This window comes from Agrobacterium bohemicum (assembly GCF_002896715.1).
GTDB lineage: Bacteria > Pseudomonadota > Alphaproteobacteria > Rhizobiales > Rhizobiaceae > Agrobacterium > Agrobacterium bohemicum.
Genome location: NZ_PGEL01000015.1, coordinates 110,069 through 135,583, shown reverse-complemented (window position 1 = coordinate 135,583; position 25,515 = coordinate 110,069). Strand labels below are relative to the sequence as shown.

At 56.1% G+C, this 25,515-nt stretch carries 25 protein-coding genes and 1 pseudogene; 12 read left to right on the top strand and 14 right to left on the bottom strand.

Translation table 11 applies throughout. The features are described 5' to 3' along the window. Positions 1 to 1,035: 1,035 nt before the first annotated feature. From CUC55_RS01785 to CUC55_RS01755, 7 genes and pseudogenes are all read right to left on the bottom strand, one after another. Positions 1,036 to 1,547: pseudogene (locus tag CUC55_RS01785) on the bottom strand (cupin domain-containing protein); the annotation flags it as partial. Next, entirely contained in the window at positions 1,544 to 2,206 is a 663-nt protein-coding gene (locus CUC55_RS01780) for a flavin reductase family protein (RefSeq protein WP_067653415.1), read from the bottom strand. The pseudogene CUC55_RS01785 and the gene CUC55_RS01780, both read right to left, overlap by 4 nt. 1 nt (position 2,207) lies before the next feature. Further along, the gene (locus tag CUC55_RS01775; RefSeq protein WP_103086794.1) at positions 2,208 to 3,632 is read right to left on the bottom strand and encodes a M24 family metallopeptidase; all 1,425 of its coding nucleotides are present in this window, start codon (positions 3,630 to 3,632) and stop codon (positions 2,208 to 2,210) included. A gap of 22 nt (positions 3,633 to 3,654) precedes the next feature. Beyond that, entirely contained in the window at positions 3,655 to 4,482 is an 828-nt protein-coding gene (locus tag CUC55_RS01770; RefSeq protein WP_067653419.1) for an ABC transporter permease, read from the bottom strand. After that, positions 4,475 to 5,302, bottom strand: coding sequence for an ABC transporter permease (locus CUC55_RS01765; RefSeq protein ID WP_103086793.1), 828 nt, complete (start codon positions 5,300 to 5,302; stop codon positions 4,475 to 4,477). Before CUC55_RS01765 ends, CUC55_RS01770 begins: the two co-directional genes overlap by 8 nt. 10 nt (positions 5,303 to 5,312) lie before the next feature. Further along, the gene (locus CUC55_RS01760; protein WP_067653635.1) at positions 5,313 to 6,353 is read right to left on the bottom strand and encodes an extracellular solute-binding protein; all 1,041 of its coding nucleotides are present in this window, start codon (positions 6,351 to 6,353) and stop codon (positions 5,313 to 5,315) included. Positions 6,354 to 6,376: 23 nt separating this feature from the next. Beyond that, a complete protein-coding gene (locus CUC55_RS01755; RefSeq protein WP_067653423.1) occupies positions 6,377 to 7,492 on the bottom strand; it encodes an ABC transporter ATP-binding protein in 1,116 nt (371 codons plus the stop codon). Between the two features lie 626 nt (positions 7,493 to 8,118). Between CUC55_RS01755 and CUC55_RS01750 the strand changes: the two genes are divergently transcribed. The 5 genes from CUC55_RS01750 to CUC55_RS22650 all read left to right on the top strand — a co-directional run bounded on the left by CUC55_RS01750 (position 8,119) and on the right by CUC55_RS22650 (position 13,005). Next, the gene (locus CUC55_RS01750; protein ID WP_103086792.1) at positions 8,119 to 9,051 is read left to right on the top strand and encodes an ABC transporter substrate-binding protein; all 933 of its coding nucleotides are present in this window, start codon (positions 8,119 to 8,121) and stop codon (positions 9,049 to 9,051) included. Positions 9,052 to 9,054: 3 nt separating this feature from the next. Continuing rightward, positions 9,055 to 9,927 carry an amino acid ABC transporter permease gene (locus CUC55_RS01745; RefSeq protein WP_103086791.1) on the top strand — a complete coding sequence of 291 codons (873 nt, stop codon included), beginning with the start codon at positions 9,055 to 9,057 and terminating at the stop codon, positions 9,925 to 9,927. Between the two features lie 78 nt (positions 9,928 to 10,005). Beyond that, positions 10,006 to 11,136, top strand: a complete 1,131-nt coding sequence (locus CUC55_RS01740; protein ID WP_103086804.1) for a sugar phosphate isomerase/epimerase family protein — start codon at positions 10,006 to 10,008, stop codon at positions 11,134 to 11,136. A 138-nt stretch (positions 11,137 to 11,274) separates the two neighbouring features. After that, a complete protein-coding gene (locus tag CUC55_RS01735; RefSeq protein ID WP_103086790.1) occupies positions 11,275 to 12,027 on the top strand; it encodes a GntR family transcriptional regulator in 753 nt (250 codons plus the stop codon). Positions 12,028 to 12,303: 276 nt separating this feature from the next. After that, a complete protein-coding gene (locus tag CUC55_RS22650; protein ID WP_157940888.1) occupies positions 12,304 to 13,005 on the top strand; it encodes a hypothetical protein in 702 nt (233 codons plus the stop codon). On the opposite strand, the gene CUC55_RS01720 is transcribed toward CUC55_RS22650, so the two are convergent. The 4 genes from CUC55_RS01720 to CUC55_RS01705 all read right to left on the bottom strand — a co-directional run bounded on the left by CUC55_RS01720 (position 13,002) and on the right by CUC55_RS01705 (position 15,507). Further along, on the bottom strand, positions 13,002 to 13,301 hold the full coding sequence (locus tag CUC55_RS01720; RefSeq protein ID WP_157940887.1) for a hypothetical protein: 300 nt from the start codon (positions 13,299 to 13,301) through the stop codon (positions 13,002 to 13,004). The genes CUC55_RS22650 and CUC55_RS01720 overlap by 4 nt on opposite strands. Before the next feature lie 135 nt (positions 13,302 to 13,436). Beyond that, a complete protein-coding gene (locus CUC55_RS01715; protein ID WP_103086803.1) occupies positions 13,437 to 14,183 on the bottom strand; it encodes an SDR family oxidoreductase in 747 nt (248 codons plus the stop codon). Between the two features lie 54 nt (positions 14,184 to 14,237). Further along, the gene (locus CUC55_RS01710) at positions 14,238 to 14,579 is read right to left on the bottom strand and encodes a MarR family winged helix-turn-helix transcriptional regulator (protein WP_425352709.1); all 342 of its coding nucleotides are present in this window, start codon (positions 14,577 to 14,579) and stop codon (positions 14,238 to 14,240) included. Between the two features lie 322 nt (positions 14,580 to 14,901). After that, positions 14,902 to 15,507 carry a DUF6985 domain-containing protein gene (locus CUC55_RS01705; protein WP_157940886.1) on the bottom strand — a complete coding sequence of 202 codons (606 nt, stop codon included), beginning with the start codon at positions 15,505 to 15,507 and terminating at the stop codon, positions 14,902 to 14,904. Between the two features lie 237 nt (positions 15,508 to 15,744). On the opposite strand from CUC55_RS01705, the gene CUC55_RS01700 reads away from it, so the two are divergent. Continuing rightward, the gene (locus CUC55_RS01700; RefSeq protein WP_067653444.1) at positions 15,745 to 16,059 is read left to right on the top strand and encodes a hypothetical protein; all 315 of its coding nucleotides are present in this window, start codon (positions 15,745 to 15,747) and stop codon (positions 16,057 to 16,059) included. 724 nt (positions 16,060 to 16,783) lie between these two features. Here the strand turns inward: CUC55_RS01700 and CUC55_RS01695 are convergent. Next, positions 16,784 to 17,770 carry an aldo/keto reductase gene (locus CUC55_RS01695; RefSeq protein ID WP_103086788.1) on the bottom strand — a complete coding sequence of 329 codons (987 nt, stop codon included), beginning with the start codon at positions 17,768 to 17,770 and terminating at the stop codon, positions 16,784 to 16,786. A 10-nt stretch (positions 17,771 to 17,780) separates the two neighbouring features. Next, positions 17,781 to 18,551 carry an SDR family NAD(P)-dependent oxidoreductase gene (locus tag CUC55_RS01690; protein WP_067653448.1) on the bottom strand — a complete coding sequence of 257 codons (771 nt, stop codon included), beginning with the start codon at positions 18,549 to 18,551 and terminating at the stop codon, positions 17,781 to 17,783. A 91-nt stretch (positions 18,552 to 18,642) separates the two neighbouring features. On the opposite strand from CUC55_RS01690, the gene CUC55_RS01685 reads away from it, so the two are divergent. Then, positions 18,643 to 19,602 (top strand): LysR family transcriptional regulator, encoded by a 960-nt coding sequence (locus CUC55_RS01685; RefSeq protein ID WP_425352704.1) that lies wholly within the window; start codon positions 18,643 to 18,645, stop codon positions 19,600 to 19,602. A gap of 274 nt (positions 19,603 to 19,876) precedes the next feature. On the opposite strand, the gene denD is transcribed toward CUC55_RS01685, so the two are convergent. Next, positions 19,877 to 20,863 (bottom strand): D-erythronate dehydrogenase, encoded by a 987-nt coding sequence (gene denD / locus CUC55_RS01680; protein ID WP_103086786.1) that lies wholly within the window; start codon positions 20,861 to 20,863, stop codon positions 19,877 to 19,879. Positions 20,864 to 21,060: 197 nt separating this feature from the next. Between denD and CUC55_RS01675 the strand changes: the two genes are divergently transcribed. From CUC55_RS01675 to CUC55_RS01660, 5 genes are all read left to right on the top strand, one after another. Continuing rightward, positions 21,061 to 22,515: an FAD-binding oxidoreductase gene (locus CUC55_RS01675; RefSeq protein WP_245417671.1), complete on the top strand. Its 1,455-nt coding sequence runs from the start codon at positions 21,061 to 21,063 to the stop codon at positions 22,513 to 22,515. A gap of 14 nt (positions 22,516 to 22,529) precedes the next feature. Next, positions 22,530 to 23,240 carry a FadR/GntR family transcriptional regulator gene (locus CUC55_RS01670; protein WP_067653457.1) on the top strand — a complete coding sequence of 237 codons (711 nt, stop codon included), beginning with the start codon at positions 22,530 to 22,532 and terminating at the stop codon, positions 23,238 to 23,240. Between the two features lie 146 nt (positions 23,241 to 23,386). Further along, positions 23,387 to 23,653, top strand: coding sequence for a hypothetical protein (locus CUC55_RS22645; protein ID WP_157940885.1), 267 nt, complete (start codon positions 23,387 to 23,389; stop codon positions 23,651 to 23,653). Positions 23,654 to 23,674: 21 nt separating this feature from the next. Next, positions 23,675 to 24,208: a TRAP transporter small permease gene (locus CUC55_RS01665; RefSeq protein ID WP_103086785.1), complete on the top strand. Its 534-nt coding sequence runs from the start codon at positions 23,675 to 23,677 to the stop codon at positions 24,206 to 24,208. Then, the gene (locus CUC55_RS01660; protein ID WP_103086784.1) at positions 24,208 to 25,485 is read left to right on the top strand and encodes a TRAP transporter large permease; all 1,278 of its coding nucleotides are present in this window, start codon (positions 24,208 to 24,210) and stop codon (positions 25,483 to 25,485) included. Before CUC55_RS01665 ends, CUC55_RS01660 begins: the two co-directional genes overlap by 1 nt. Positions 25,486 to 25,515 lie beyond the last annotated feature (30 nt).

Sequence of the window (25,515 nt, the reverse complement as noted above, 5' to 3'; positions counted from 1 at the left end):
ACATAAGCCTGTCCTCAAGCCTGTGCTTGAGCCTTTCTGCTTATGCCGACTGTCCGGTCGAAATGGGGTGCAGTTCAGCACTTCACTTGAACCCGATAAGCATTACAACACCCGTCTCCGACGCTGTCACCTTTATCGCAACCCTGATGGGTGCCGTAGTAGGTGGGGCTATATCGATTGCGGGGACAATTTATTTCAACAAGGCCGAACAATCAAAAAACAACAAAGCTAGGGCCTACAATCTCCTACAGACTGCGTCTCAAATGTATTCGGACATGGCCAATATAGTTGGCCACATTGAACGGGAGATGGAGTCGAAACGCCTGGATATCGAAAGCGGAGCACCTATATGGACCGTAGACCCCCNAGGCCTCAAAACACGCCACTAGGCAATTTGTATCAGAGGACTTGGCACTTCTTTTCTCAATAAAGGAATTCTCGGTTCACGAGAAGATCGTCCAACTCGAAATGTACAGAGACTCGATGTGCCAAGCGTGGGACACATTCAGCGACGCCAGACGGGAGTTGCGCTCGGTTATGAATGTGGATTCAATAGACGGTGGTTTGGTTTCTTCGACCGTTGACCTTAAAAAAANTCCAGAAGCAAGGCTGCGCATACTCGAGATCGACTCTCTGATCAGGTCCATCTTGGAAAATGCGCCACATTTCCTAGAGGTCGGCCGCGACGCAGTAGGCAGTCTTGGCCCTGCTTTTCGGAAGAGCTTTGCTGATCCAACTTTNCCATCTGTAGAGATCACAAAAATTAAGCGCGAGGACTAGATGTAAGTGCTAAGCTTTCGAAACTAAGCCGCCGTCCGGAACCATCCGTCAAATACCACGGCTGGCATCCACGGTCGCTCGCGATGGAAANCAGAGGGAATTTCAGGGACTTCTCTTCTAAGCCTTTGAAATCAGGTGGGAATCTAGGTCTCCTAGGCAAGCCATTTTTGACCGATTTTTATCCAAATTGGCGACCATCTCCCGCAGGGAAAAGTGGTGTCTTCTCAATAACTTGGGCGATCTCAGCCGCAGTATATCGGGCATGGCGTGCTTTATGCAATCGTCTTTATGGATGAAGATGGCTGGCGGCAGTTCCAGGCCGTCCACGACCTTGAACACCTTGCGGACCCAGGGAAACCGGATCGGCGCAGCGCTCTCGTTGCTGAAAGCCCATTTCGCTGCAGCAGGCAAATAGACAAACGATCCGGCACGTATTGGATAGTCGTTCCCGTCATAGGTAATCGTGCCCTCGCCCTCAACGACGAAGATCGCCACCGATGCCCTTGCATCCGGCTCCGGCCTGACGCTACCGCCACCGGGCGTGACCTCCATGATGTGCTGTGCGAAGGTTTCGGCGAAGCCGCTCAGCGGCCGCGCGATAATCCAGGCCCTGGTTCCTCCCAATGCGGCAGGACGCTGGTGACGATGTCGCTCATCACCGTCTTCAGGATCACCGCATAGGCTGTGTTGAAGACGGCCTTGCTGGAGAGGATCTGGGTCTGCGGCGGAAGGCCGCCAATCTGCGAGAAATACGGATTGCTGCTCATTCTGCTGCCAACTTTTCACCCGCCTTCCGTCTTTCCCATTCCTGCGGGGTCAGCGTCTTGATGTCGAACTGATCACGCGTCCTCGTATAGGTGTGCCCGCCCATGCGTCCGACGGCGTCCATAAGCTGCTGGTCGATATGAAGGTTGGACGTGTTGACAGCATCGCTGCGAACGAAGACGCCGACGACTTCGCCGAGGATGATTTCGCGGGCCGGGCCGACCTGAAGGGTCGTGTGGCGGCGGCATTCCAGAGCCGCCGGAGCCGCCAGAATACGAGGGCTGCAGACCATCTGGCCGGGGACGGTCGCAAGGCCCGCCTCCTCCATCTCGTCCACTTCGGGACCGAACTTGATGGCGCAGATTTCCATCTGGTCAACCAGCGCATTGTCGCAAATGTGGACGGTGAATTCTCCTGTCTCACGAATATTGCGGGCGGTGTCCTTGAAGCGCATGTCCGAATAGTTCTCGACGCCGATGGCGACGATGGCTGGATCATGGGTCAGCACATTGAAGAAGCTGAACGGGCCGGCATTGGGTGTCCCGTCCTTGCTCACTGTCGTCACCAGCGCAATCGGACGCGGAATGACGGTTCCGATGAGGATTTTGTAGCGTTCGCGCTCGCTAAGTTTGGCGAAGTCAAAATGGGTGTGATCGGTCATATCAGNCCTCGGCAGAAATGCGGTGGGTTTCAAGCGGTGTGTGGCGTGACAGGTTCTCAAACCCGTCCTTGGTGACGACATACATGTCACCGACATTACAGCCTGCCGACAGCGGCTCAAGCCATTGCGTGTGCAGCACGAACACCATGCCCTCTTCCATCCGGTCATAGTTGTGAGACGAGATGTTGAAACTGTTCTGCCCACCAGCCATACCGACCGAGTGGCCGAGATTGGGGTTATGTGGGCCATGGGTTGCCGGGTAAACGTGCATCAGGGTACGGCCCTGCGCTTCCCAGTCGATATTCTTCACATATTGGCGTGGGATCAGCCGCGCGCTGCCATCGTCCATCGGAGCCCAGTTGTAAGGCATAGTGCGGGCTTCCGGTGAGGAAAGCATGCCGCGCTCGATCATCGGCTCGAAGGCCGCGTTGTTGACGTCACGCATCAGGGCGCCGGGACGGATCAGCTTTTCGGCGCGTTTGACGCCCTCGGTGCAGGCCGCCAGCACGTCCTCCTGCCGCTTGGTGATATCGCCAACCGCGATCATGCGGGCTGTCTGAGCGGTGTAACCGCGATAGGTAATGTTGGAGACGTAGAGATTGATGAGATCGCCCGGACGCACGACATGCCCATAAGGCTTACCGCAATGGGTGCCGAACTCGTTGATGCCGATCTGGTAACCATCACCCGTCTCACCACCAGAGGAAAGCTGCGCCTGCGTGAAGGCGGCATAAATTTCATGGTCGATCACACCGGGCTTGGCAACATGATAGGCCGCTTGCGTGGCGATGCTGACGAGCTGGGCAGCAGCCCGGAACATTTCGATCTCGCGCGGCGAGCGCACCTTTTGCATCCGGTCGAGAATGGCATTGTCAGATACAAATTTGGTCTTCGGCATCAGTTCATCGAGTGCCGCCCATAAGGTGAGTGATGTGCGATCACCGATGCGGCCGATCTGCGCCTTCGCCAAGCCCATGCCAGCCAGCAGTTCTGCGCATTTCTCAGCGGTCTTGATCACGCTGTCGCCCGGACGGTCCGCATATTCGCGACCTATCGGGCCGATCTGCCAGATGTCTTCCACCAGCACAGGCTCGCCACCCGGCGGCAGAAGCACGGATTGGGTGAAGAAGGACAGGAGCACCATCGGCTTGTCGGAATCCGTCGGGATGATCAGCACGCCCTCGCGCATCCAGTCGCAGATGTAGCGCAGATAGGCGTTCGAGGTATGGAACCAGCCGACGCCACCGGTGTGGACGATCAGCGCATCATGGCCAGCTTCGACAGCCTGGCGACGGATGCGGCGTAGGCGGTCTTCAAACTCATCGACGGGCAAAGGCAGCGGTGCGACAAAGTCGAAATCCGGCTGGAAATCGGCCAGCAGCGATCCGATGCGGTAGTCGCCTGCCTTGGTGGCGTGTCTATTCATTGGTATTCCTTCCAGAGTATTTTTATTGGTCAGCTTGCCGTGCCGGCGCCAATACGCGCCTCGCTACCAGCATCACGATGAGTGTGAGTCCGATCAGAATTCCCGACATTGCCACGACGCGGACATCGAGCGATTCTTCGATCAGTGCGAACATGCGAAGCGGCAGCACGGTCGTCTGCGCATCAGCCAGGAAGAGCGACACAGAGACGTTGTCGAGCGACTGGATGAAAACGAGAAAGGCACCGGCCAGAATGCCGGGCGTTAGCAGCGGCAGGATCACGCGCCTCAACGTCGTGTACCAGGTCGCGCCCATGACGGTGGAGGCTTCTGCCAGCGACGGATTGATGCCCTGCGCGACGACGGATGCGGCCCTGTACATCAGCGGTCCGAACACGACAACATGGCCGATAACGGTAAGCCAGAGCGACGGCTGGAAGCCGACGAAGTTCGCCACGATCAGCGCTGCCAGACCATAAACAAGGCTTGGCAGAACGAGCGGTGCGAGCAGAAACGGCTCTAACGCATTGACCGTGCGGCGTCTCATCCGTGCCATGCCGATGGTGGCAGGCACGGCAAACAGCAACGATCCCAGCACTGCGAGGCCCGCGATTTTCAGCGAATTGCCGGCTGCGATATGTTCGGTACCTGAACGGACAGGATCGATCAGCGCTTCATACCAGCGTAGCGAGAACCCCTCCGGTGGGTATTTGAGCGTCTGGCCAGACGTGAACGACATGGTGATCGCAATGACAATCGGTGCCACGAGATAGATCAGGCTGAGRCTGCCTAAGCCAAAAACGAACGCCTTGTAGAGGAAGGTCGGGACCGGATTTTCACGATGATTATGCATGGCCGACAAGCCTCCGGTGACGGGAAATCATGGTCATGGCAACGAGGAGAATGCCGGTCGACAGAAGCAGGACGACGGCGATGGCAGAGGCCATGGACCAATCGAACAGCGTACCGACCTCGCGGTAGATCAGTTGCGGCACATAGACATTGCGCGCACCGCCGATGACAGCTTGGGTGACGAAAGAAGCACTGGTGCTGGCAAAGACGAGGATCCAGCCCGCCAGCAAACCGGGCAGCATCATTGGCAGGAGAACCGTGACGAAGATACGCCATGGCCCTGCACCAGACACCTGCGCAGCCTCGGTGAACTGCACCGGTGTGCGCGACAGGATTGCAATCAGCGGCAGGATGATCAGGGNCAAGTCGATCTGGCACATGGCCATGACGAGACCCAGTTCGGTGGAGAGCAGCGTAAACGGTCGCTCCGCAAGCCCAAGCGCCACGAAGGCCGCGCTGATCGGTCCCTGTCGTCCAAGAATAACGATCCACGCAAAGGTTCGCACCACGTTGCTGGTGAGCATGGGGATGAGCGTCAAGAAGATGATCACCTGCCGCGCAGTCTTGCCGCTGTGCCAGTAGAGAAGTGCTATCGGGATGCCGAGCAAGGTCGTGCTGGCTATGGTCTGGAGACCGAGTGTGGCGGTGTTGACCAGCACCCGGTAATTGAACGCATCGCCCAGAAAGCGTGCGTAATTGTGCAGCGACACGCCGTCAGGACCTATGAAACTGAACCCGACGAGAACGGCGAGCGGCGTCGCAAAAAACGCCACCGACAGCAAAAGCATCGGGATAACGTATGGGAAACCGCTCGCTTTCATTGTCTAACCCTCAACCGGCAACGAGAGCGTCGAACTGGCGGATCCATTCCGCACGGTTCTTGTTGATTGCAGCCCAGTCCGGATAGACCAGAGACGCAAGCTGTTCGCGCTTCACATAGGCCTCGATGCCGGGCGTCAGTTCCACTTCCTTATTGGTCGGGAACATCTCCGTCGGCGGCATTTTCAGCTTGTCCTGCGCTGCCTTGGAGATGGCGGCATCCATATAGGCATAGGCTGCATCCGGGTTCTTCGCGCCCTTGGTCAGATGGATGTTGACGGGAGCGGCTGGAGACCCGGTTTCCGGCTGGACGAATTCGGCCTTGAGGCCCATGGACTTGAGACGGGCGACGTTACCTGTCGAGCACATGAAGACCGCGATTTCGCCCTGCTGGAACAAGGTCATCTGGTGGTTCGTACTGGCGACGACGCCCTTGATCTGCTCTGGATTGTCCTTGAACAGCTTGAACACGGCCTCCATGTCATCAGGGCCTTTGCCGAATATCTTGGCGAGTTCGGTATAAGCCATCACGCCGGTGTTGGAGGCGAAACCGGTCCAGGACACCAGGCCCCTATAGGCCGGGTTTTCGAACAGGTCGCGATAGCCCTTAGGCGCAGGAACCAGATCCGGGTTATAGGCGATGCCATTGACTTCGACCGTCACGGTCGGGCCATACTCGCCCTGAAACGCAGGGTCCAGCATGCTCCAGTTCTTGAGCTTGGAAGGATCGATTTTCTGGATCAGGTCATTCTCGATGGCGACGGCCATCTGGCCGGGCGACATCAGCAGCGTGTCGTAAGGCGGGTTACCGGGACTTGCCATGACCTTGGCAAGCTGATCCTGCGCCATGGCTGGCGCAACCGTCAAATCGAAACCGGCCTCCTTGACGAGCGGCGTCAGTACCGTGCGATAGCCGTCTTCCCAATTGCCCGGAAAGGTCGCAGCGACTGCGGTGCCACCGGCAGCACGGGCTGCGAAAGGGGCGGCGACGGCTACTGCGGCACCGGCAGCCAGCAATCCAAAATGACGTCGTGTAATGTTAAAGTCCTGCATCTGTTCACCTCTATTGTTGTTGTTCATTCACTGAATGCTTCCGGTTCGCTCGGAAAGGCGTGACACATGGTGGTGTCAATCTCGGCAAAGAGCTGTGCTCCCGGCTCGGGAATGAATGTGGCCGGTCCACGCACCTGCGATGCGCGCAGGCCGGTGCCGTCCTCAAGAAGAAGATCATGGACGAGCGTCGGCCCAAGAGGAACGGACACCGTCAACCGCGTTGGCAGCGCAAAGTCGCTTGGGTTCGTGGAAAGACGAACATCTTCGGGGCGGAAGGTGATGGTGACGTTGGAGCCAACGGTGAAGTTCAGCCGACGCGGCAGCACGATTGTCTTGCCGTTCGTCAGCGCAATGGTCGTTGCCTCTGCATCTAAACCCTGCACCGTGCCACGCAGCAAATTGGCCTGACCGATGAAGGTGTTGACGAACAGCGTCTTCGGCCGGTCGTAGACGACCATAGGCGTGTCGATCTGCTCGACATTGCCCTTGTTCATCAGTACCAGACGCCCGGCAAGGCTTTGCGCCTCCTCCTGGTCATGGGTGACGATCAGCGTCGTGATGCCCAGTGTTTTCTGGAGATGCAGGAGTTCGACCTGCAGATCGAAGCGAAGCGCCCGGTCGAGCGCACCGAAGGGTTCGTCGAGCAGGAGAAGCGAGGGCCGTCCGGCAATGGCACGGGCAACCGCCACGCGCTGCTGCTGGCCGCCGGACAGTTCACGCGGCAAGCGGTTGCCATAACCCTTCAACTGCACGAGCGAGAGCATCTCGTCCACCCGTTCCCTGCGTTGCGTCTTCGGCATCCGCTGGCAGGCCAAGGGATAAGCAATGTTCTCAGCGACCGTCAGATGCGGAAACAGGGCGTAATTCTGGAACACCATGCCAATGCCGCGAGAACGTGCCGAAACATGGGCGAGGTCCTGGCCACCAAGCTGGATCACGCCGCTCTTCGGCTGGATCAAACCCGCGATTGCCCGCAGCACCGTGGACTTACCACAGCCACTCGGCCCCAGAAGCGCTACGATCTCGCCAGCAGCAACCTCGAACGAGATATCGCTGATCGCATTCTGTCCGCCATAGCTATGGGTCAGGCCACGAACGCTGAGCTGCTTACCATCGCCTGCCTTCGAGCCCTCTTCCATTGATATCCCTTTAGGTTGCCCCCNGCCGTCAACCTTGCCTGTACTCGTTGTTACGAGACGAAGATGGGATCGATCAGCGATGTGGGTTTCTGTGTTTGTCATACCAAGGGATTTGCAAGCTGCGTGCCAGTTTGAAATTTTCAACATATAAATCCGTTCAAAATACTGATAAACAACATTTATTTATGATTTTATTTATTGCGAATATTTATAATAATATAAAACCAAAATTATTTTCGAATTTAAAAAATGTGCACTTTCCGTAGATTTAGCTTATTCAATAAGCAGTATTTCAACGTCAAAGTACAAAATCTGCCGTTGATTGATCGAAAACACACAAANGATCATGCCTCTCACAATTTGAGCACATGGCGGAATGCGTATCAAATTCAATGATGTAGGCAGCCACGCCTTAAATCCACGACATCGAGCGCTACAATGGCTGATTTTTAACAATCAAAGTTCCGAATTTTCATGCGAAAATATGTGCGAAAAATCTTGAAACTAACGGATTCAGAAATAACTCTTTAAAAACAGTGCGCCAAACATTCGTCGATCAAGCTGGCATGCCGATTGCTTCGCTGTCCCTGTGAATTCACTCCGATAAAAATCAAAANGGGGATCGCATGCGAAGCTTCACGAAAAGTCTCAAAAACGGCCTTACCGGTATCGCGTTCGCGCTGCTGGCCACATCGGTCCATGCCGCAGAAGGCCCCGCCATCAAGATGGTGCCCAACGCTGATGTCGCCAAACTGCCGGGGATCGCATTCGACCAGAAACTGGCGGACCGCTTGCCCTCTACAATCAAGGACAAGAAAGTTCTCAAGGTCGCAACAGACCTAACGCCGCCGATCAGCTTTCAATCAGAGGATGGCAAGCTGATCGGGATCGATGCCGATATTGCCGCAGCACTCGGCGTCATTCTAGGTATCGACGTTCAGATGACCAATGTCGGCGCAGGTGCGGCCATCGTGCCAGCCGTGTTGTCCAAGCGTTTCGACATGACCATCTCCGGCATCAACGATGATGTGGAGCTGGAAANGCAGGTCGACGTCATCGACTACATGTTTGACGCCACGACAATCATGACTATCAAGGGCAATCCGCTCGGCATCAAGAGCATGGAAGACCTCTGCGGAAAGAAGGTTGCCGTACCAGTCGGCACGTTCCAGGCACGCCTGGTGGAGACAGCATCGGCGAAATGCACGACACCGATGAACATCATGTCCATCCCGAAAATGCCGGATGTGTTGCAGGCCGTGCGCACCGGTCGCGCCGATGCAACCGTCAACGGTTATGCCACGAGCGTCTATACGACCGAAAACCAGACTGGCAAGGGCGTCGGCCTGCAGGCACTTCCAGACGTCCGCCTCGCCGTCGGCTATCTTGGCATGCTGGTATCGAAGGACAATCCGGATTTACGAGATACGGTGATCGCCTCGCTTCAGCACATGGTCGATAGCGGTGCCTACAAGGCCATCATGGAGAAATGGGGCCTTGGTCCGCTTGCCGTGAAGATCGTGAAGTTCAACGACGCCGCCAGCATGCCGGTGAATTGAGCCATGTCCCTATTCACTCAACCCGTCAGCATGGCCATCGCACCTCCGCTCGGCAAGCCGATGCGGTGGGGGCAGATCACAACAGGTACCAGCGCGATCCTCGCGCTGGCACTCGTCATCCTCACAGTCGCACGAAACCAGACTGTTCAATGGGGCGAAATTCCCCGCTATATGGTCGATCCTGTCATCCTCGACGGCGTCGTTCTGACCCTGCAACTGACGGCCGGTGCCATGGTGTTCGGCACCGCGTTTGGCTGCATCGTCGCCATCATGGCCACAAGCCAGAACATCGTTTTGAAAGCGATGGCTGTCGCCTTCGTCTGGTGGTTTCGTGGCGTGCCGCTGATCGTCCAGATATTCTTCTGGTTCAACATCGCGCTGTTTATTCCGATGGTGGGCATCGGCACCTATTCCATATCGATCAACGACCTCGTCACCCCTGCCCTTGCAGGGTTTCTGGCACTAGGCCTGCACGAAGCTGCCAATATGAGCGAGATCATTCGCGGCGGATTGACCGCCGTCGACCGTGGCCAGCGTGAGGCGGCCTCTTCATTGGGCTTGCAGCCCNTCCAGACGCTACGAACTGTCGTCTTGCCGCAGGCGATCCGTCTGATCGTCCCCTCGACCGGAAACCAGGCCATCGGCATGTTGAAGGCCAGCGCCATCGTTTCCGTCATCGGCATGCAGGACCTGCTGACCCAGGCGCAGGCTATCTACGCGCGCAACTTCCTTGTCATCGAACTGCTGTGCGTTGCTTCGCTCTGGTACCTCCTCATCACGTCAATCGCATCCATCGGCCAGCATTTTCTGGAAAAGCGCCTCGCGCCAAAAGGTCGAGATGCCAGTGCGCAGAAAGATACCCGGCGACGCACCTGACGCGCCGCCGATTCAACCATCAATCAAACGGAAATGCCATTGCAGCAAATCCGATCTGGAAACATCAAGGAGCAGATCATGAGACTAGGCATCGACGGACAGAAACTGCCCGAAGCGAAAAAACGCGGACCACTCAAGAGCCTCGAACACGTCAAGGAACTCGGTCTCGGCGGCATCTTTTTCAGCACGGTCCTCGATATGAGCGAGACGCTGGACAAGGGCGAACTGGCCGATATCAGGGCAAAAGCTGATGAGCTTGGCCTTTACCTCGAAGCGGGCGTCGGTAAGATCAACCCCTATTGCAGCGCAGAGGCTACCGAATTTCGGGCAATCGGCGGCGGCGATGTCATCTTGGGCTTCACCCGCATGATCGAGGCAAGTGCGGCCATCGGCTGCCGCGAACTCTGGGTGTCGCCCGGCAACTTCAAATCGGAATATCGCGGACGGCTGGCCAATGACCGCTTCCGCACCGATGTGACCTGGGACGAGCAGTTGCTGGGTATCGAAAAGGTGTTGCTGAAGCTGGCACCTGTCGCGCGCGCAAACGGCGTCCATCTCAACATGGAAACCCATGACGAGATCACGTCGTTTGAAATTCTCCGGCTGATCGAAAAGGTTGGCGAGGATTGCATGGGTGTCGTGTTCGACACGGCAAACGGCCTGCAACGCGCCGAGCACCCGGTTTTNGCTGCAAANCGCGTCGCCCCCTATGTGCGCCAGACCCACATCAAGGATGCCTATGTTGGTCGCGCCACGGGTGGCCTCGATTTCCAGACCCGCCCGGTTGGTCGCGGCATCGTCGATTTCGCCACGATCATCCCCATTCTTGCCAAAGCGAATCCCGACCTGAACCTCTCCCTTGAGGTTGCGGCCTCTGTCGAGGACAAGCCACGCAAGGCCAATCCCCGCCAATGCATCGAGATCAACGACCCCATCTGGCGTGCAGGCCATCCCGACCTGACGCTGGAGGAACTGGAAGCCTATCTCGGATTGGTGGACGGATTTGAAAANCGTGTGGCAGCCGGGGAAATCCCGAACTGGGAGACCTATGAGGCGAGCCAGTACGGCTATCCGACCTATGAACACCAGTCTTATGGCTTCAACGAAGCGGTGACCTTCATCAAGGATTCCGCACGCCATATCGAAGAGGTTTGCCGAGACAGTGGAATTTCACTTTCGACGCCATCCAGAAAGCAGCAGGCGGCCTAAGACTCGCACATTCTATCGACGACGTGTGTCATCAACTTTAAAAACCATGGGACGAACTGGATTTNAGGATCAAGCGCATATACGCAGGAATATTATCATGGAAATAATCATATCGCTTGATCCGATCTGGAGACGACAATGAAACATACGACGCGACGTCAAAGCGCCAAGGTCGCATCGAAGGCCAGCAGTTCGGCGGACACAGCCGAAAACGGCAATGACGACGTCACCGAGCGCATCCGCGTCACGCTGGCCACTGCGATTGGTGAGGGCGCGCTCAAGCCTGGCGTCAAGATTCTCGAGGACGCGATTGCGGACCACTTCGGGGTCAGCCGCACCGTCGTGCGCGGTGCGCTTGGCGTGCTGGAGAGCGACCATCTTCTGGAGCGCAAGAAAAACCGCGGCACCTTTGTCGCCGAACCTGGGATCGAGGAAGCAAAAGCCCTGTTCGAGGCACGGCGCAAACTCGAGCATGTCATTCTCGAACTCGTCATGGACCGCGCCACCATCGAGCAACTGGACGCCCTTGAAAAGCTGACCGACGAAGAAGAACATATCCATCATCATGGCGACGAAAAGTCGAAAACGGTCCTATCCGGCAAGTTCCATGTCGTTCTGGCAGAACTCGGCTGCAACGCCGTCATGACGGAGATGCTCTCCAAAATCGTTGCCCGCCTTTCCCTTGTCATGTCTCTCTACGAGGAAGAGCGCAAGGACGATTGCGGTGCCGATCACCACCGCTTGATCGTCAAAGCCCTGAAAGCAAAGGATTTGGCCAAGGCGCAACANCTGATGGATCATCATCTCGCAGACATCGAGGGCCGCGTACGATTGACTGAGGGACAGGGCGATAGACATACGTTCCTGGCCGTGCTGGAGAATTTTTCCTGATTGCGTCGTCTTGATAGAATCCGAACTTTCGCCATTATAGTTGACACTCCGATAGGGCTTTGAATCTCCTTTGCGCGCACTTACTCACACTGTGATGGTTGCTTTTGGCCAGAGCGACATTGTGGGAAGCGTTTAACTCGTGTGCGACGACGCGGCTGGCGGTCACCCTACTTTNGAGCGATCATCTGCAGAATATGGACAATGCGGGTTGCCAGAAGACAAATCTATGTTTCAACGCTTCATGGCTTAAACCGTTTGCCTTAGGGACGCCTCTCGATGAAGATTACTCGTCGCCAATCAGACCATCACGCCGAGCAAATCCTGCATCGCTTCGACCTCCATCCTCCCGATGTCGATAGCTGTCTCTCTCAGCTCCACGCGGCTTTCTCCCGTTATCGTCCGCGATGGGAGTGGTGCCGCCAGTGCTTCACGGTAGATGAAGAGGCACGAACACGAAGTGCGGGCGATCCGCGTCGCGCCACCCTGGAAAGCTTCGGGCAAATCTACTTCGAACATCCGAACTGCTCCGGCGGCCGCGACACATTCCTGCATTGCCTGCCCCGTGGGCTGGAACTAACATTCCTGAACTTTGACCATGACTACTTTCCCATGGAAGGCGCTATGCGACTTGGGCTCTGGCGCTGGCCGAAAGAGGAACAGGATGCACTGCGCAACTTGTTCTGTAGCGTCGCGATGAAGTGGTTCAACGGCGGCAATCCCGTGCCATTCGAGCGTGTGATGCGCAAGTCGAGCATGGACATGGAGGACCTTGTGTCCGTACGCATCGTCAAAGCGCTCCTAATGCTTAGGATCAACCCCTTTGAGCTGTTTGCCTGGCTGGCACGAGCGAATTCTACCCGAGCGCGGGGCGTTCTGGTCGGACTCACGATCCACGGACATCTCGTCGAAGAAGGTGACTACTATGTACTGACGATGCCACCGACGAACCATTGCTGCATGAGGGAATTCGAGCTTTAGACCGCCTCGCTTTGGACGCTCTTCAGCGGATCGCCACAGACAAGCGGCTGGTATGCCTGTGGGATTGGGCTCACCGAGAAGATTTGATGTTGGCCCGCACTATCGAGAATACGGAACCGTTGCGAACGCAACGCGCCCTGCGCCTGTCGGCGACTGAACGCCAGAAGGATCGTGTGATCGTAAAAGCTGCTGTCGTTTGAGCCGCCGCTGGCGTCTTCCTGTCTGGAAATATGTGTGCGATATCTTCGAATGCGCGTGGCGGCTGCCGCAAGATCGAATGCCGCTTGAACCGCCACCGTTGGGATCGTGAGGCGACCAGACACCCTTCGAGGAAGTTCGGTGTTGGCGCATGCGGAAGCCAGCGTGCGATCCGGAGGAGACATTAAGATGCGGAACCGGTGGGCACGCATCCCATAATCGCTGAATGCGTATCACCAACTCTTTTGCACAAGTTCGCCTGATGGAGCGCAAGCGTAGAACCCTGCTGTCGGTCCATATGCGTGGGTCGTTGCAAGAGCGACTCCAGGGCGAGCGCCTTCTTCAGGCGAATGACCAACTCCGTTGCCTGTCATATCGCTCGATGTGAGGCCGGGGTCTACCGCGTTCACTTTGATCCCTTCCCGATCCAGCTCCTTGGCAAGCTTGATGGTCAACATATTCAGCGCAGTCTTGGAGGCGCAGTATCCGCCGAAACCGACCGTCCATGTTTCGCTCCGCATGTCCAAGGCATCCGTCAACGAACTTAGGCCGCTGCTCATCATTACGATCCGTGCCGCCTTCGATTTGCGCAACAACGGCAAAAAGGCTTGAGTGACGCGCATCACCCCGAATACGTTGGTGTTGAACATCCGCTGCATCTCGTCAATTGACTCCTCGGCAAGCGAGGGAGGCGGACCAAACATGAGCCCGGCGTTGTTGACCAATACGTCGAGATGCCCCACTGCACTCTTGACGATTTTGGCGGCGTTGGAAACGCTCTCATCGTCCGTGACATCGAGTTGCACTGCACGGGCGTCAACGCCGTTTCCTCGCAGTTCGCAAGCTGCCATCTCGCCCCGTGACATGTCTCGGCATCCCAGCCAGACTGTGTGTCCGGCTGCGCCAAGCTGCCGCGCAATGGCGAGGCCAATACCCTTGTTTGCTCCCGTAACGAGCGTAATGGGCGATGTGTGGGTCATGATGACGTCCCTGATCATTTCGATGTCAGAGACATACTACGAAATTCGTAATATTCAACCTTCGTATTTTGCAATTTGTTGGGTAAGCCTCAGAAATTCGGTTTGGTCTACGGATTCGAGGGCCTGCAGCATCGCTTTGCAGGAGGCTCGATATCCATCGATATAGCCTGCAACGGCTTGCTGCCCCTCGTTCGTGATCGTCAGAGCCACCGACCTGCGGTTCGCCTCTGGCCGCTGCCGTTCAATCATGTCCCGACGGACCAGCCGGTCGGCCGAAGACGACATGGTCGTCAGAGCGACCTGAAGGTGCCGGGCAACATCCCCCAGGTTACACGCGGGATGCTCATCGATAAAAAGAAGCGCCTGAATGTCGAGGGGGTTGAGCGAGTTTNGCATGACTGCCGCTGCCTCAGCGACCTTGAAACGACGGGTGAAGCGCTCAAAGGCGATAGCAAGTTTTTCGATCTGTTCGGGCGTAGGTTCTGTCATTCCTGGTATTAAGCATTTCTGCTCGGAGGACGTAAGCCATATACCCTAGAATAGGTGTTCCTTGAATTTATGCGATGACCGATAATGGCGCAAAGCGGACGCGCTGTCGCCGTAATCCCAAATTTCGCAACAACGCCTTGAGCTGGGTTGTTTTTCAGCCCATCCGCTTTGAAGGGCTCAGGACAGGGTCAACCGCAATGGAAACAAGTTGCGTGCTGTACGTTCAAAGCTAACTCCGCCCTTCGGCATGGCGAAGGGCAATCCAAGGCAGGTTTGGCACGTCTCCAGCGCGCCACTTCACGACATCCGTGCCGTGGAACATTATACCATAGTCGTTCTCCGTATCCCAATTGCAGGCAAGCTCGACACCAAAATAAGAAGGCTTTTCTACCACGTCTGGTAGCGCGATGTGGAGAAGGCGGACTCTCGGGCGCAACGGTGCTTCTTCCCACGTCTCATTAAAAGCCTCGTCGGTCACGCCGTCAATCCCCTTCTGAATGTTGATAAGCTCATCAAGCGAGGATCGAATAGTAGCGATGTTCGCCTGTTCCACTTCTGCGTCGTTATCGATCAGCCATCGCGCTGCTGCGATCATGTTCGAATTGGGCACGTCACCCGTACCGTCGTCGTTCTCCAAGATGACCGGCACTTCTCCCGGCTCAGCGAACTCTGCGTTGCCACGTCCGGGATGGGGTAGAGCGACAAGCGAGTGTTGAAACGTTGAAGTCAAAGGCATTGGTAGCGCTGTGACCCAAGCCCCCTTGCCGCCGTAGAGCGTAGGTAAACCATCAATTTCGTAGGGCTTATCTTTAGGCGAAAGCTTGTCGAGGCGCATGAAACCCATCCTTCGTCTGAACTGGCTTTGCGTGCGAACATTGCACGCCAGACACACCATGCCAAGCCGCCCACCGCGCCGAGCAGCCAACACGGATCGAAGACATCATCAAGGTGCATGCGGCCAACGACCGCATTTGGCGGAGGGCAGCCATCCCCGGCAATATATCCTTCTTCGGGAAAGCGGAAATTATTTCCGAGAACCCGCTGGTTGAATGCTTCAAACAGTCTGTGACGAATGACGGTTTGGGGCCGCAAGGAGAACGTCCGCTCCTTCAGAAGGTTGTCCTTTGGATCTAACGCAGCGCGCCAAAGTGCAGAGGTCAAGCATCCATTCGAGGACGGAATTCGCGCCCATTTCGATGTGCTGGAAAACTTGGTAGGTGGAGGAGAGAACGCGGAAACCAGCAACAAGGCCATGGCGATCCTGTCCCTTATGGTGGGTGCGGTCATGCTTTCACGTCTTATGAAAGATGAGACCCTGTCTCAGGGCATCTTGAAGTCAGCGGCTGGCGAAGTCCGACGTATCGCAGGTCGGGCTAATACGCGCTGAACAGCGGCCTCACCTGAGATCCGAAAGCGGAAATTATTTCCGATAGGTCGTCTAGTTGACTGATGCCCAAAGCCAGGGCACAAAGTTGGCATCCACGGTCGCTCGCGATGGGAAANCAGAGGGAATTTCAGGGCTTACCCAATAAGCCATTGAAATCATGTGAGAATCCAGGCTCCCCAGCCAACGCTTTTTCTTTCAGATCAATTCATTATAGCATCTCGCCAGTGTGCGGGATCACCCCAGACTGCTCCCAAAAAAGGGCGCTGCGATGGCTAACTATTTTAGGCGTGAAGCCGATCCCTTCGTATTCCAGAGGTGCGTACCGCGGTCATTCAAAGACGACTTGACCTAATGGAATATACAGACCCTGAAAAACCGCCGTGCGAAGAACAGCAAAGGCGAGAGCAGCGCATCAATTCATTGCAACTGAAAGACTTTTTCAGATGGTCGAAANGGATGATGACGTATTGTCAGATAAGGAGATCAAGGCAGTGGCTTGGCACGTCTTTGCCATGGAGAGATCGGTCGATGTGTATCTCAAGAGCCTTCCAGGATCGCTGAAAACTTTCGCTCACACCCCATGAGACCGGCAAATCCCCGCAGGTCTCATGGGTAGAGTCAACGACTACATTTGAAGCGTGACGTTTTCAGAGTCGAGCGGTCTGAACGCTCTGGCATTGTCTGATAACGCTTTATGATCAGTTCCTATATTTGGTTGGAGCGCTCACCAAAGCTGATGGACGTGAGGAGCAATGCGGTTTNCGTAGATAGCTTTGAGTTCCTCCATGGTGGATGGCGAGATTTCCCCAATACTGCTCCCTAAAGCATTGGCATTGGCCTGATCAGCATTCTTTGCGCCTGGTATGACAGTGCTGACAGCCTCGTTCATAAGAATCCAGCGCAAGGCAAACTGGGCCATTGTCACATCCCCCGGAACAAGCCTGCGGATATCCTCGACAACTTGTAGCGCCACGTCGTAAGGGACGCCGGAGAATGTCTCACCCTTGTCGAACGCCTCCCCATTGCGATTAAATGCCCTATGATCATCAGCGGCGAAGGTCGTCTGGGCATTCATCTTGCCGGTCAACAGACCAGATGCAAGAGGAACGCGAACGATGACCGCCACGCCCCTGCGCTTGGCCTCGCGGAAGAACAGATCGGCCGGACGCTGCCTGAATATGTTGTAGATAATCTGGATGGACGCGACGCCCGGATATTCGATCGCCTTCAGGCCTTCTTCGACCTTCTCGACGGAAACGCCGTAGTTTCGGATCTTCCCCACCTTGATAAGCGATTCCAAGGCTTCGAAAACATCTGGGCGATAGTACACCTCCGTTGGCGGGCAATGGAGCTGAACAAGGTCCAAGCAATCCGTTGCGAGGTTCTCAAGAGACCTATCGACAAACGAGGTCAAGTTATCTTTGTTGTAGCCCTCTGATGCATGCGGCGACAGGCGACGCCCTGTCTTGGTGGCAACGAACGGCCGTTCGCCACCACGTGCCTTTAACACATCAGCAATGATCCGCTCGGATCGCCCGTCACCATAAATATCGGCGGTGTCGATAAATGTCGTGCCTGCATCCAAGGCAGCGTTAAGCGCCGCCCGAGCATCCGCCTCTGATACATCACCCCATGAGCCGCCAATCGCCCAGGCACCGAATCCTATTTCCGAGACAGAACGTCCCGTCCTGCCAAATTCTCTATACTTCATGTTCATCTCCTTATGGCATCAATTGTCCGCCGTTGACCTCTATGACCTGGCCGGTAATATATCCGGACATAGCCTCCGAGGCGAGGAAGAGGAACGCGCCGACGCACTCCTCCGGCGTCCCTTCCCGTCCCATGGGGATGGTCATTCGCTGGGCGGCCATGATTTCCGCCGACGTATACCGGTCATGAAATGGTGTCTGGATCAGTCCGGGCGCGACAGCATTCACGCGGATTCCGTCATTGACGAATTCCTTGGCCTGCCCGCGGGTCAGACTGCTGACGAAGGCTTTGGCCGCCGCGTAGAGAACGGCTCCGCCGCCGCCGCCATTTCTGGCCGCGATCGACGTCGTGTTGATGATGAACCCACCCCCGGATGCAACGAGATGGCGATGAGCTGCGACGCTTGCCTCCCAGAGCGACTTCGCATTCAGGTCCAGAACGCGGTCGAAATGCTCGGCAGTGGCTTCCGTGGTCGGAACTCTCCCCAACATTCCGCCCGCATTGTTGATGATGCCATCGAGACCTCCGAGAAGACGTGATGCCTCGTCAACGACCTCTGTGCCGATACCTGGAGCACCAAGGTCTCCCTGAACAAGGACCGTATTTTCGGAATACTGAATCTGGAGCGCGGCAGCGGCCTCGCGGCTTTCATTAAAATGGATGGCGACGCGAGCACCTTGCGCGGCCAATGCTACGACGACTGCAGCACCAATTCCCGTCGAGCCTCCTGTTACGAGGACACGCTTGCCCTTGAGGTCGTTGAACACAAAGCCATTGAACATCTTACATCCTCCTCAAAGCTCTCATGACTTGTGATAGCAATTGCCAGGCTCAAAGTTGCATGTTTTATGATGAACAACATTCATTCTAACGATGAAAATAAACGTCATGGATTTTTTNGAGCGCATCGATTTAGCGGATTTGAGACTTTTCACGACCATCGTGAGGAGACAGAGCTTTAAATCGGCGGCCATTGAGCTTGGCATGACGCCATCGGCAGCCAGCCACGCAATGCGACGCCTCGAAACACGTCTCGGCGCAAAATTATTGAACCGTACAAGCCGGGCCGTGGCACCGACGGACCTTGGCGTGGAACTCTCATCTCGCCTTATCGAAGGGTTTGATGTTATTGGCGCGGCGCTGCACTCGCTCAGAGCACCCGGAGCCGCCCGGTTTGGCGAGCTCCGTATCAACGCATTCGCCGATGCAGCCCATCTCCTGATCGCGCCTGCGCTGCCTGAGTTCGCACTACAGTGCCCGGATGTCAGGATAACAGTTGTCGTGGAGGACCGCCCGATCGACATTGTTGCTGAGGGATACGACGCAGGATTCCGCTACGGCCATACCGTACCGGAAGACATGGTGGCGTTGGCCCTGACCGGCCCGCAGCGTTGGGTGGTCGCGGCGTCACCGACTTACCTGCGAGAACGCGGCACTCCGAACACGATTGCAGAACTGGCCCAGCACACCTGCATCCAACTGCTTCTTGGCGATAATTCGGCATTCAGATGGGAATTGTCCGACGGTGCCGAGAATATAAGGCTCCGAGTGCCAGGCTCGATCACCATCAATGACACGGCAACCACCATAGCGGTGGCAAAGGCCGGCCTTGGATTGGCATATCTGTTGGAAGCCCGGATCGCGGATGAGATCAGCAATGATACCTTAAAGGTTGTTCTGGCTGACCATGCCTCTCCGGGTGAACCATTCCATGTGTATTACGACAGTCGCCGCCACGGCCACCCGGGCTTGCGATCCTTGGTCAACATCATTCGTCAGCAAAATGGTCTGACCAGATTGTTTGATGAGCACGGCGCTGTTGCCCACCTGTGAACACAGGTCAATCAGGGATGGCGCGACAATCGAAGAGATCGGCATCATGGCTTTCGGGAACTGCTCAACAAGCGATTGCCACAGGATTCCTGTTCGCACGCTCGCTGCACATTTGGAGATTGCCAGCTTCGCTTTGATAATCATTCAGGTGAAGTGACCATACCCATCTGAAAGCTTGCGGGCGCTGACGATATCGTAACATGGAGAATTGTTACTCTTGTGCCTGTAAGCTGTAACCTATCGACCCAGAGTTAGTATCTATTGTTGAACAAGGTCAGGTGGTCTTGGCATCCAGTTCATCCTGAATATGAACCTGGATGATTTCCTCGAAATTCTTCTCCGAAGTAAACCCCAGTTCGGTAGCGCGTTTGGCTTCGAAGCCTGCAGCCCAGCCTGCGACCATTTNCATGATCATTTCATCTGGTTCTCGTCGGATGAGCTTGACCGCATCCTCGCCAGCCACCCGTCTCAAAGCTTCTATCTGCTCGCCGACGGTCGCGCTCACGCCCGGCATGGCAAGGCTACGGCGCCAGCCAAGCTTCGACAGGTCAAGTCCTGTAGCGTGCAACAGAAAACCAACAGCAGATCGCGGCGAAGTATGCCAATGACGAACGTCATCTGGCACAGGCAGAGCCGCCTCCTGGCCGACGAGTGGCTCGCGAAGAATGCTGGAGAAGAAGCCCGAAGCCGCCTTATTTGGCTTGCCCGGGCGGATACACACGGTTGGCAGACGAATGCCGATGCCGTCGAAGAAGCCGCGGCGACTGTAATCGGCAAGCAAGAGTTCGCTCATCGCCTTCTGGGTGCCGTAGCTGGTCAAGGGCGTGAGATGGTAGTCGTCTGGAATCGGAAATGGCAGAGGTGCGCCGACGACGGCAATCGATGACGTGAAAACGACGCGCGGGAAGTAACCTTCGTTCTGGTTTGCGACACGGATCGCATCGAAAAGGTAGCGCGTTCCGTCGAGATTGATCCCGTAACCCTTATCGAAGTCGAGCTCTGCTTCACCGGAAACGATGGCCGCCAGATGGAAAATAACGTCCGGCCGAGAGCCAATCAGAGCATCTGCTTCGCCAGGGGCACTGAAATCGCATTCGCGGGTAACGATACGACCGAAAAATTCGGCCGGGGCATCAGGCTTGACTACATCAACCAGCGTCAGCGCGCTTATTGGTGTGCCATTCAGTTCTCCCTCCAACACGAGGCGCTGAGTGAGCTTGCGGCCAACCATACCAGCCGCTCCGATGATCAGAACATGCATGTCTTTCCTCCCATTCAATCTTCGATAGCCTAGAGCAACTCACCTTGTAAGGTTGTCTGATAACCTTGTATAGTCGATTTGAAANCAGAAGAGTTTGTCATCGGCAAAAAGCTAACGGCAAGCTCTGTTAGAAATCGAATACGGCCCGGGGACTGCCAGCACAGTTCTGACCGGTTCTAGCGGCAGGAGAGAAGCGCGTGACAGAGACAAAAGCATCGATTGCTGACAAGCGCGACGCGCTGAGCGCCGCTCTAGGTGATGACCTTGTCCTGACCGAAGCAGACGATATGGCGCGTTACTGCACGGACTGGCATGGCGATGTTACCAGTGGCGCGGTCGCCGTCATTCGGCCAAGGTCGACAGCAGACGTGCAGGCCGCGATCAGAATCTGCCGCACGCTGGGCCTCTCTATCGTGCCGCAGGGCGGCAACACCGGGCTGGTGCTGGGCGGCACTCCAGACGAGCCGGAAAGCCAGATCGTTCTCAGCCTTGAGCGGATGTCCCGCATCCGCAATATCGACTCCGACGATTTTTCCGCCGTTGTCGAAGCAGGCTGCATTCTGGCACAGTTAAAGGACGCGATCGCCGAAAMGGGCATGTTTTTCCCGCTAGCACTCGGCGCGCAAGGCAGTTGCCACATTGGTGGAAACGTCTCTACCAATGCCGGCGGCGTCAACGTGCTCCGGTACGGCATGACCCGTGAACTGGTGCTTGGTCTGGAAGTCGTCTTGCCGGACGGCAGCGTTTTTGATGGGCTGTCAACTCTGCGCAAGGACAATAGAGGCGTTGATCTCAAGCAATTGTTCATCGGTGCCGAAGGGACGCTCGGCATTATCACAGCTGTATCCGTCAAACTTGCGCCATACCCTGACCATGCCGCCACCGCTCTTTTGGCCCTCAATTCGCTGAAAGATGCAATCACGCTGTATCGCCGCGCGCGACGGGATTGCTGCGACCTGATGTCGGCCTTCGAATTCTTGCCGCCGCTCGCATTCACGCTGGCGAAGGAGGCAATTCCAGACCTTCCCATCCCGCTTCGTGCCGATTACCCAGCCTATGTCCTGATCGAGATTTCGGGCTCTGGTCTGGTCGATATCGACGACCTGATGCAGCGCTTTCTGGAAGGCGTCATGGAGAGTGGACTTGTTGTCGATGGAACCATCGCGTCATCCAGCTCGCAAGCCCGCAACCTCTGGCTCATCCGTGAAGGTATGAATGAGGGCCAAGCCAAGCGCGGCACCCATATGCGCACCGATATTTCTGTCTCGCTGTCACAGCTCGCCTCGTTCGTGGCGGATGCCGAAGCCGCTGTCAAACAGGCGCTGCCTGATTGTATCAGTGTTTCATATGGCCATGTCGGAGATGGCAACGTGCATCTGAATGTAATGCCGCCAAATGGCGCAACACCGGAAGAGCGGCATGATCGTATCCATAAGGCCAAGACTGTCGTCAATGCCGTCGTCGACAGATATCAGGGCAGCATCAGCGCTGAACACGGTATTGGTCGCTTGAAACGCAAAGACTTCGAGGAACGCTTATCGGATACCAAGCGACGCCTGCTGATCGCGATCAAGCGGGCGATAGACCCGGACTTGCTTTTCAATACCCATTGCCAGATCAACCTTGGCGCGGTTATCGACGAGCCGGATTAACAGAGGGACCTGCCATGTCAGATTTCACCCATATCAAACGAAGTGAGCACCTACCGACGCGCATCGCTGCCGATATCGGTCGTGAGATTGACGAACGCCGTATCCTTCCCGGCCAGAAGCTGCCAACGGAACATAGCTTGGCGCAAACATTTGGCGTCAGCCGCTCGGTTGTACGCGAGGCGATCGCTCACCTTCGCAACGAGGGACTGGTAGAGTCGCGGCAAGGAGTGGGTGCCTTCGCAACGGAGATCCAGCATCGGCAGTCAATCCGCATCGGAACAAGCCAACTCAACGACCGTGAAAACTTCCGCAATCTGTTCCACGTCCGGTTCGCTTTGGAAATAGAGGCTGCGCGGTTGGCCGCACTTCATCACAAACCCGAGGACATCGCCAAACTCGACGTGGCCCTGGCACAGATGACCGGCGCGGAAAAGTGGACAGAGCAGGGCATCGTCGCCGATCTGGCCTTTCACAAGGCGGTCGCTGCAGCAACCCATAACGAATATTTTCTTCAGTTCATCAGCTTCATTGCCGAGAAAACGCATATCGCCATCAATGCCGCGCGAGCATCGGCAGTGCTTGAAAAGATCGTGGAGATAACAATCGCCGAACATGTGGCGATCAGGGATTCAATTGCGAGTGGCGATCCTGACAAGGCCAAGACTGCAATGACTGATCATCTGGAGGGCGCTGCCAGCCGACTGAATCTGGATTTGGGGCCTTGAAACATATATGAGCGTTCACTTTTTGGATAAGTTCCACCATCGTCTAGACAGATGCAGAAAGGCGCACTAAGACANTATCATGTTGTCGGACATCCGACAACATTGGGAGAGTGGAGGCTCTCCTTGCTAGAAATCGGAGGGTTTTCTTGTCATATTCGGTGAAAGTCTCTGTCGTTGACCTCGTGCCGAACCACATTTCGAGTGGTGGCTTTACGCTTATGGCTGCACGATACACCACACTCAGCCTTCAGCTGAAACGTGGTGACGAAGTCAAGATGACCGGTATCAGCACTATACAACCGATCAGTCGTTCATCGGAATACCTGAACTCGTGTAACTCGATCGCAATCACCATACCCGGATGGCACCATGCTCGCTCGGGTCAGGAACAAGTGCGGCTTGGGCGTCTGTAACAGACGTCGGGGGAGGAGAAAATGCAAAAGCTAAACGATCTATTTTACAAGTTCCTTGAAATCCTGCTGATCCTTCTTCTGGCAGGCATGGCGCTGATGGTGTTCGGAAATGTCGTGCTGCGTTATGGCTTCAACCAGGGCATAAACGTATCAGACGAGATGTCGCGCTACTTTTTCGTCTGGCTCACCTTCATCGGGGCGGTGGTGGCATTTCGTGAACATTCCCATCTCGGCGTGGAATCTTTAGTGGCCATGCTAGGGCGTAAGGGTCGCATCGCCTGCATGATTCTCACCAACATGGTCATTATCCTGTGCTCCGCCATTTTTTNCTGGGGCACCTGGGTCCAGCTTCCGATCAATTCCAGCATGGTCGCACCCGTGACCGGGCTTTCGATGGCCTGGGTCTATGGCATTGGATTTTTCACAGGCGCTGGGTGCGTGCTGATTTCGCTTGAACGCCTCTTCCGCCTCCTGACCGGCGGTGTCACCGAAGACGAAATTGCGGCCTTCACAGGTGAAAATCTGTCAATCGAACAGATGGCGGAGCGCACCTGATGACACTCCTCGTCTTCATCGGCTCCTTGCTCGGCGCCATGGCCATCGGCGTACCGGTCGCTTTTTCCCTGATGTTCTGCGGCGTCATCCTCATGTGGTACATGGGAATGTTCAACAGCCAGATCATCGCGCAAAACATGATCGCGGGTGCCGACACATTCACATTGCTCGCAATTCCGTTTTTCATCCTTGCTGGCGANCTGATGAATTCCGGTGGACTGTCGAAGCGTATCATTGAATTTGCAATCGCGCTCGTCGGCCATATCCGCGGTGGCCTCGGAATCGTCGCCATTGTTGCCGCCCTCATAATGGCGTCAATTTCCGGTTCGGCTGCGGCTGACACGGCGGCCCTTGCCGCCATCCTCATCCCGATGATGGCCAAGGCAGGCTACAACGTTCCCCGCTCGGGCGGCCTGATCGCCGCAGGTGGCATCATCGCACCCGTCATTCCTCCATCCATGGCCTTCATCGTTTTCGGCGTTGCTGCCAATGTCTCGATCACCCAACTCTTCATGGCCGGTATCTTTCCCGGCATTCTGATGGGTGTTTCTCTCGTCGTTACCTGGCTAATCGTTGTACGCAAGGACAAGGTTGAGGCACTGCCGAAGACATCCGGCAAGGAACGTTTACAAGCCACAGGCCGCGCATTGTGGGCGCTCGGCATGCCCGTGATTATTCTCGGCGGCATCAAGGCAGGCGTTGTCACCCCCACTGAGGCGGCGGTCATTGCGGCGATCTATGCACTCTTCGTCGGCATGTTTATCTATCGCGAACTCAAGCCCCGCGACTTGCCAGGTGTCATACTGCGCGCGGCCAAAACGACCTCGGTCATCATGTTCCTTGTTTGCGCTGCGCTTGTCTCTGCGTGGCTGATCACGGCGGCGAACATACCCGCCGAAATCGCAGGTTACATCGAGCCGCTGATCGACCGTCCGATCCTGCTTATGTTCGCGATCATGGTTCTGGTCCTGGTCGTCGGTACAGCTCTGGATTTGACGCCGACGATCCTCATTCTGACGCCGGTGCTGATGCCAATCGTCAAGCAGGCGGGCATCGACCCCGTCTATTTCGGCGTCATGTTCATCATGAACAACTGTATCGGCCTTATCACGCCGCCCGTGGGCGTCGTTCTAAACGTTGTCAGCGGAGTTGGGAGAATTCCGCTGGGCAAGGTCACGGTCGGCGTTCTGCCGTTCCTGATCGCGGAAACGCTCGTGCTTTNCCTGCTCGTTCTGTTTCCCGATCTCGTGATCGTCCCGGCCAGATGGTTGTACTGACTTTCTCGCCACAAACCGTGCCAATTAATG

What these genes read in the sequence shown, in the direction of transcription:
- CUC55_RS01690 (WP_067653448.1), bottom strand. Translation starts at nt 18,551, where the DNA reads ATGTTCAATGGCTTTGTGTTCAACGACCTCAAGGGCAAGCGTGTCCTC.
- CUC55_RS01780 (WP_067653415.1), bottom strand. Translation starts at nt 2,206, where the DNA reads ATGACCGATCACACCCATTTTGACTTCGCCAAACTTAGCGAGCGCGAA.
- CUC55_RS01715 (WP_103086803.1), bottom strand. Translation starts at nt 14,183, where the DNA reads ATGACCCACACATCGCCCATTACGCTCGTTACGGGAGCAAACAAGGGT.
- CUC55_RS01755 (WP_067653423.1), bottom strand. Translation starts at nt 7,492, where the DNA reads ATGGAAGAGGGCTCGAAGGCAGGCGATGGTAAGCAGCTCAGCGTTCGT.
- CUC55_RS22650 (WP_157940888.1), top strand. Translation starts at nt 12,304, where the DNA reads ATGAAGATTACTCGTCGCCAATCAGACCATCACGCCGAGCAAATCCTG.
- CUC55_RS01670 (WP_067653457.1), top strand. Translation starts at nt 22,530, where the DNA reads ATGTCAGATTTCACCCATATCAAACGAAGTGAGCACCTACCGACGCGC.
- CUC55_RS01760 (WP_067653635.1), bottom strand. Translation starts at nt 6,353, where the DNA reads ATGCAGGACTTTAACATTACACGACGTCATTTTGGATTGCTGGCTGCC.
- CUC55_RS01705 (WP_157940886.1), bottom strand. Translation starts at nt 15,507, where the DNA reads ATGCGCCTCGACAAGCTTTCGCCTAAAGATAAGCCCTACGAAATTGAT.
- CUC55_RS01700 (WP_067653444.1), top strand. Translation starts at nt 15,745, where the DNA reads ATGACGGTTTGGGGCCGCAAGGAGAACGTCCGCTCCTTCAGAAGGTTG.